Annotated in this window: 6 protein-coding genes and 5 pseudogenes; 5 read left to right on the top strand and 6 right to left on the bottom strand. The window is 42.4% G+C overall.

Annotation, left to right across the window (positions count from 1 at the left end; all coding sequences use genetic code 11):
- The 3 genes and pseudogenes from FTT74_RS06420 to FTT74_RS06430 form a co-directional block, all read right to left on the bottom strand.
- On the bottom strand, positions 1-825 hold an 825-nt coding region (locus FTT74_RS06420; protein ID WP_179988707.1), incomplete at its 3' end, for a BapA prefix-like domain-containing protein.
- 47 nt (positions 826-872) lie between these two features.
- Positions 873-1778 (bottom strand): OmpA family protein, encoded by a 906-nt coding sequence (locus FTT74_RS06425; protein WP_163120766.1) that lies wholly within the window; start codon positions 1776-1778, stop codon positions 873-875.
- Between the two features lie 60 nt (positions 1779-1838).
- Positions 1839-2045 (bottom strand): annotated as a pseudogene (locus tag FTT74_RS06430) (transposase); the annotation flags it as partial.
- Between the two features lie 69 nt (positions 2046-2114).
- Between FTT74_RS06430 and FTT74_RS06435 the strand changes: the two are divergent.
- From FTT74_RS06435 to FTT74_RS06460, 5 genes and pseudogenes are all read left to right on the top strand, one after another.
- Positions 2115-2612 (top strand): annotated as a pseudogene (locus tag FTT74_RS06435) (IS5 family transposase); the annotation flags it as partial.
- Between the two features lie 110 nt (positions 2613-2722).
- A pseudogene (locus tag FTT74_RS06440) lies at positions 2723-2857 on the top strand (helix-turn-helix domain-containing protein); the annotation flags it as partial.
- Positions 2858-2945: 88 nt separating this feature from the next.
- Positions 2946-3329, top strand: a complete 384-nt coding sequence (locus FTT74_RS06445) for a transposase (protein ID WP_001055589.1) — start codon at positions 2946-2948, stop codon at positions 3327-3329.
- Positions 3326-3661 (top strand): annotated as a pseudogene (tnpB, locus tag FTT74_RS13890) (IS66 family insertion sequence element accessory protein TnpB). The gene FTT74_RS06445 and the pseudogene tnpB (FTT74_RS13890) overlap by 4 nt, the downstream one beginning before the upstream one ends.
- A gap of 74 nt (positions 3662-3735) precedes the next feature.
- A pseudogene (locus FTT74_RS06460) lies at positions 3736-4362 on the top strand (IS66 family transposase zinc-finger binding domain-containing protein); the annotation flags it as partial.
- A gap of 32 nt (positions 4363-4394) precedes the next feature.
- Here the strand turns inward: FTT74_RS06460 and FTT74_RS06465 are convergent.
- The 3 genes from FTT74_RS06465 to FTT74_RS06475 form a co-directional block, all read right to left on the bottom strand.
- Positions 4395-5999, bottom strand: a complete 1605-nt coding sequence (locus tag FTT74_RS06465) for an IS66 family transposase (RefSeq protein WP_179988705.1) — start codon at positions 5997-5999, stop codon at positions 4395-4397.
- A 74-nt stretch (positions 6000-6073) separates the two neighbouring features.
- The gene (gene tnpB / locus FTT74_RS06470) at positions 6074-6409 is read right to left on the bottom strand and encodes an IS66 family insertion sequence element accessory protein TnpB (RefSeq protein WP_016659045.1); all 336 of its coding nucleotides are present in this window, start codon (positions 6407-6409) and stop codon (positions 6074-6076) included.
- On the bottom strand, positions 6406-6750 hold a 345-nt coding region (locus FTT74_RS06475; protein WP_218947071.1), incomplete at its 5' end, for a transposase. The genes FTT74_RS06475 and tnpB (FTT74_RS06470), both read right to left, overlap by 4 nt.

The following is a 6750-nucleotide window of genomic DNA, read 5'->3' on the forward strand; positions in this document are numbered from 1 at the left end:
ACCGCCATCGGTGCTGTATTCAACGGTCGCACCTTCTTCGATACCCGAAACAGTGTAGTCACCCTTGTTGGTGATGCCATCTTTATTGTCACTGCCGCTGTCGGTGATTAAAGTCACACCTGGTGCAATCGGTGCAACGGTATCAACCGTAAATTTAATTTCTGTCGGATCCGAAACATTCCCAGCTTTGTCAGTTTGACGTACGCTGATGCTGTTCTCACCTTCTTGCGCAACCGGTTTATTACTGCTCCATGTCACACCGCCATCGGTGCTGTATTCAACGGTCGCACCTTCTTCGATACCCGAAACAGTGTAGTCACCCTTGTTGGTGATGCCATCTTTATTGTCACTGCCGCTGTCGGTGATTAAAGTCACACCTGGTGCAAAAGGTTTAATAGTATCTTTCTGAGTATTTTTATCATCACCATCTTGCCCAACAAGAATACCTCCAACAACACCCGCACCCACCAACCATGGTAATAATCCAACGAGTTTACTACCTTCAACTGCTGGTAATAATGCTTCTAATCCTGAAATTTCTTTAAAACCCGAAAGACCATCAAACCAATAAAGAACACAACCATCTTCTTCAAAGACTAAATCTGATGTCACCCCTTCAGCATCCACAACAAAGAAGTTTTCAATAACAATAACTTCTCCATTCGTGAGCTTTAAAATTAAATTATTCCCATCACGAATGAATTCTGATACATCATCACGATTCATTTTTGTATGAACAATACTTGATTCGGACAAAACAATACGTTCAGCATTAATGCTTACTTTATTGAGAGAGTCTTTTTCAATTACTATAAAATTATTCATCACACATCCAATATATAAATTAAATATTTCTTAAATTTGAAAGCTAATTACTCAGATAAACCTGTAATTTCAACCGCAACTCGGCGATCTGGTTGCAAACATGCATGTAACGCTTCACGCTGCCTTACTTCAAAACAACCATTAGTCACTGGCTCACGCTTGCCCGCACTTGCAGTCGAAACCACAATTTCTGCCAAACTATTTTGGACCAATAGGTTACGCACTGTATCTGCACGGTTTTGGCCCAATTGATCGTTATAGCGATCACTTCCCAAACGATCTGTGTGACCAACTAAATTAATACGACTGACAGAAACAAAGTTATTGTGAATTTGCGAAGCAACATTCAATACCTCTTGACGACCTTTTGGTAGCAAATCATTTAAAGAAGAACCGTCAAATTTAAATAAAATGTCTGCGGCTAAATCCACTCGAATTGTATGTTCCTCAGCAGTGGCCTGATGTTTTACTTCACAACTTAATAGCTGTCCGTTATTGGAAATAAAAGGTTTACCATCAGCATTGACAGATAATACTAATTCAGTACTCGCTAACTTCCCTACGCTTAAGTCAATATCACAACTTTGACATGATGATTTAGTACAGTTTTTTACTTTGAAATTATACGTTTCGGGCTTCAATGAATATTGAGCAGAATTATTTATATAAAAATTTCCAGCTTTAATACTATCAATATAAAATTCAATTGAGCAGTTTTGATTTCCTTCAGTGTCTTCCGCACATAGAATTCCATCTCTTGTAACATTAAGCAACTGTGAATAACCAGACTTCATTTCCTGAAAACGTAATTCTGGCGGCTTTGAACACACCATCGATGAACAAGCCGATACCCCTAGCGAAACACTAAGTAAGGTTAAAATATTTTTCACACTAATAACTCTTAGCAACAAATTAATAACATAGGCTTCAATCGCAAATATGATAAAATTCATACTATTTGTTATTATTACACATTTGTAGGGTCTGTTGAGATTTCCCGTTTATAATTTAGACTATAATGGTAACCATATAAATATACAAGCTAAAGCAACAGCACTTTGGTAATTACGCTTTAGCTTGTCATACCGTGTCGCAATTCCTCTAAATTGTTTTAATCTACAGAATGAATTCTCAACTAAGTGTCTGATTTTATAAATATACCAATCCATATGATCATTACTAGACTTGGTATTTGATTTTTTAGGAATATTAGGGTCTGTTGACAATTGTTGCCTAAAAAAATAGCGAGATAGTAAAATCAAATCGCCAAATCAAATTTTACTCTCGCTATGCCTCGTACAATGCTGAATGATCTACATTGGTCTAAGTTATCCGCTATTTTCCGTCACTTTAATATTTATCTCAAATTAAATTTGAGAAACTTTATCGAAGCTATTCTATTTCGTATCCGTACAGGCTGCCCTTGGAGAGATTTACCTCAAGAATTCGGTAAACCTAACTCTATTTTTAAGAAATATAATCGTTGGTCTAAAAGTAATAAATTCTTGAATATATTTAAATTATTTAGCCAGCATGCTGATAAAGAATGGGTTTTTATTGATGGTAGCCATGTCAGAGCACATCAACATTCAGCAGGTTTGAAGAATCAAGATATTTCTAAAAGTATTGGTGGCAATAGTTCTAAAATACATCTAGCCATTGATTCAAATGGGAATCCAATAGAGTTTATTATTTCTGATGGGACTACTCATGATATTAAAATTGCTCCAGACCTCGTATCAAAACTGGATTTGACTGAATCAGAAATACTATGCGCTGATAAAGGGGCAGAGTAAAACTTGAAGTGCGACATAAACCACCTAATTAATTTAAAGGGTTTATGGAGTATATAAAATTGTCATACCATCATCTTAACTTTGAAGATCGTACTGCATTAATGCTTGAGTCAAGAAAAGAAGGCTTTTCAGCCAGAAAATTTGCTGAACTCATTAAAAGACATCCTAGTACGATCTATCGTGAACTTAAAAGAAATAGCATCAATGACGTTTATCAAGCTCGATATGCTTCTGATAAGTAAGCATCCGGCTAACACAGCCTTACCAAGCGTTCCTATAAGCCTTAATTTAGTTCCCACCTAAAAACAAGTGGGGACTTAATCCATGAACATGGATATATATTCAGCAACACCTCCTGTTGCTAAAAAACGCAGAACATACAGCAAAGAATTCAAACTCAGTATTGTCAATGCCTGCAAAAATCCTAATACCTCGATCGCTTCGGTCGCACTGCAACATAGTATTAATGCCAACCTTGTCAGTCGTTGGATCAGGATCTTCAGCCATCATGAGGGTGCCGTGCAGGATCCTACTCATGTGAATCCAGCATTTATTGCTTTGCCTTACACTGCTGCAATCAGCCAACCTATTGATGAGAGGATCACGTTGTGTATCACCGTGCCTCATACGAATAATGATATTCAGCTAAAATGGCAGACATCAGAAATACCTGCCTTGGCAGAATTACTCAAGGCACTGGCAACATGATCCGTATCAATGAAATTTGGCTCTCTACCCAGCCCATGGATATGCGAGCAGGAATGGATACGACCATGGCTCAGGTGGTGAGAGCCTTTGGCTACATCAAACCGCATTGCGCCTACCTGTTCTGTAATAAACGTGGTCATCGTATGAAAGTGTTGGTACATGATGGACTGGGCATCTAGCTGTGTGCCCGGCGGCTGGAACAGGGCAAATTTCACTGGGCTCAAGTTCACCAAGGTGAAACCGTGGCCCTCAGCCCGGAACAGTTACAGGCACTGATCCAAGGTTTGCCCTGGCAGCGCATTGGACGACAGCAGGTGGTGACGATGCTTTAAACCAGGCTGTTCCATTCTGCTATTCTCCAAACGTTCTATTTCATTCTTCTCATGACCTCAGGCATACTGCGGTCATGAATACGCTGCCTGACTTAAGCCAACTGACCCATGAACAACTGCTGGAATTCACCAGGCAGTTGGCGCTGCAGCATCAGTCTCTAGCACAATCAAACCAGCAATTAGATGCCAGAGTTCAACATCTTGAAGTCACCAATCAGCAATTAGATTCTAAAGTTCAACATCTTTCTATTCTCAATCAAAAATACGAGCATGAACTCGCACTATTTAAACAGCACAAATTCGGCAGTAAAAACGAACATCTCACTGCAAAACAAATCCATCTCTGGGATGAAGCGGTCGAAGAAGATATTGCAGCCGTTGATCTGGAACTGGAACGGCTAAATGCAGATAAAACCGATGCAGTGACACACAAAGCCAAAACCAATAAACCTAAACGTCGACCACTGCCAGATCATCTATACACCATCCGTATTGAGCATGAACCTGCATCAACCCAATGTGCTTGTGGCTGCCAACTCCGTCGTATCGGCGAAGATATCAGTGAAAAACTGCATTTCAGACCGGCACAGTTCTATAAGGAACAGCATGTGCGTGGTAAATGGGTCTGTGATCAGTGTGACACTCTGACTCAGCAAGCGATGCCCGCCTATGTGATTGATAAAGGCATTGCTTCACCTGAATGTAAGCGTCCGCTGAATCCCATGCCTATTTTTTAATTTGAGTTGGATTTCCAGCGATGTGGTAGTAATTCTTCTATTTGGGTCGCTTTATGCGTCGGCAGCCTTTTCAGCACATCACTGAGATAGGCATACGGATCCAACCCATTCAGCTTTGCTGACTGGATTAAAGTCATGATATTTGCCGCTCGCTGTCCACTGCGCAGCGAACCTGCAAACAACCAGTTCTTACGGCCCAATGCCCAGGGACGCATTGAGTTCTCTGCCCAGTTATTGTCAATGGGTAGATTGCCATCATCCAGATAGCGGCTTAAGGCTGGCCAACGCTTCAGAGTGTAATTGATGGCCTTGGCGGTGGGAGAACTCGATGGCACTGTCAGATGATGTTGGTTGAGCCATTCATATAGTTGTTGCATCACTGGTTGACTATGCTGTTGTCGGTATTCGCGGCGGTCTTCCGCTGTACCATCGGTCTTTTTCCTGAGTTCTGCTTCTATCGCATACAGTTTCTGAATCAGCACCAATGCCTGTTCAGCGACCTGACTTTTCCCGGTCACATGCAGTTCATGGAATTTACGACGTGCATGGGCCATGCAGCCCACCTCTATGACCTGGCCTGATTTAAAGCGTGCTTTATAACCACTGTAATCATCACAGACCAGATAGCCCTGCCAGCCTTTCAAGAACTCTTCAGCATGCTGGCCTGAACGACTATCTTGAAAGTCATAGATCACTGCCTGAACTGGATTGTACTGTGTGGTGGCATAGGCCCAGACATAACCTTTCTTCGGTTTTTTCTCATCATCACCCATCCGCATAATGGTGACTGGTGTTTCATCTGCATGCAGCACCTGCTGTTGCAGCACCACCTCTTTTAAGGCATTGGCCAGAGGCTCCAGTTCTACACCGCAGCGACCTATCCAGTCAGATAACGTTGATCTAGAAAGTTCGATTCCCGCCCGCTGATAGATCAGACGTTGACGGTACAGCGGCAAATGATCGGCATATTTCGATACCAGCACATGGCTGAGCAATTCAGGTGAAGCAATGCCTTTATCAATTACATAGGCAGGCATCGCTTGCTGAGTCAGGGTGTCACACTGATCACAGACCCATTTACCACGCACATGCTGTTCCTTGTAGAACTGTGCCGGTCTGAAATGCAGTTTTTCACTGACATCTTCGCCGATACGACGGAGTTGGCAGCCACAAGCGCATTGGGTTGATGCAGGTTCATGCTCAATACGGATGGTGTGTAGATGATCGGGCAGCAGTCGACGTTTAGGTTTATTGGTTTTGGCTTTCTCTGTCGCTGCATCGGTTTTATCTGCATTTAATCGTTCTAATTCCAGATCAACAGCAGCAATATCTTCTTCAACCGCTTCATCCCATAGGTGGATTTGTTTTGCAGTGAGATGTTCGTTTTTACTGCCGAATTTGTGCTTTTTAAACAGCGCCAGTTCATGCTCGTATTTTTGATTGAGAATAGAAAGATGCTGAACTTTGGCATCCAATTGCTGGTTTGATTTTTCTAATTCTTGATTTGATTGTGCCAGAGACTGATGCTGCAGCGCCAACTGCTTGGTAAATTCCAGCAGTTGTTCATGGGTCAGTTGGCTTAAGTCAGGCAGCGTATTCATGACCGCAGTATGCCTGAGGTCATGACGCAGAGGAAATAGAACGTTTGGAGAATAGCAGAATGGAACAGTCTGGTTTAAAGCATCGTCACCACCTGCTGTCGTCCAATGCGCTGCCAGGGCAAACCCTGGATCAGTGCCTGTAACTGTTCCGGGCTGAGGGCCACGGTTTCACCTTGGTGAACTTGAGCCCAGTGAAATTTGCCCTGTTCCAGCCGCCGGGCACACAGCCAGATGCCCAATCCATCATGTACCAGTACTTTCATGCGATGGCCACGTTTATTACAGAACAGGTAAGCACAATGCGGTTTGATGTAGCCAAAGGCTCTCACCACCTGAGCCATGACAGTATCCATACCTGCACGCATGTCCATGGGCTGAGTAGACAACCAGATTTCATCAATGCGGATCATGTTGCAAGTGCCTTGAGTAATTCTGCCAAGGCAGGTATTTCTGATGTCTGCCATTTTAGCTGAATATCATTATTCGTATGAGGCACGGTGATACACAACGTGATCCTCTCATCAATAGGTTGGCTGATTGCAGCAGTGTAAGGCAAAGCAATAAATGCTGGATTCACATGAGTAGGATCCTGCACGGCACCCTCATGATGGCTGAAGATCCTGATCCAACGACTGACAAGGTTGGCATTAATACTATGTTGCAGTGCGACCGAAGCGATCGAGGTATTAGGATTTTTGCAGGCATTGACAATACTGAGTTTGAATTCTTTGCTGTATGTTCTGTGTTTTTT

Source organism: Acinetobacter sp. YH01007 (assembly GCF_013420425.1).
Classification (GTDB): domain Bacteria; phylum Pseudomonadota; class Gammaproteobacteria; order Pseudomonadales; family Moraxellaceae; genus Acinetobacter; species Acinetobacter towneri.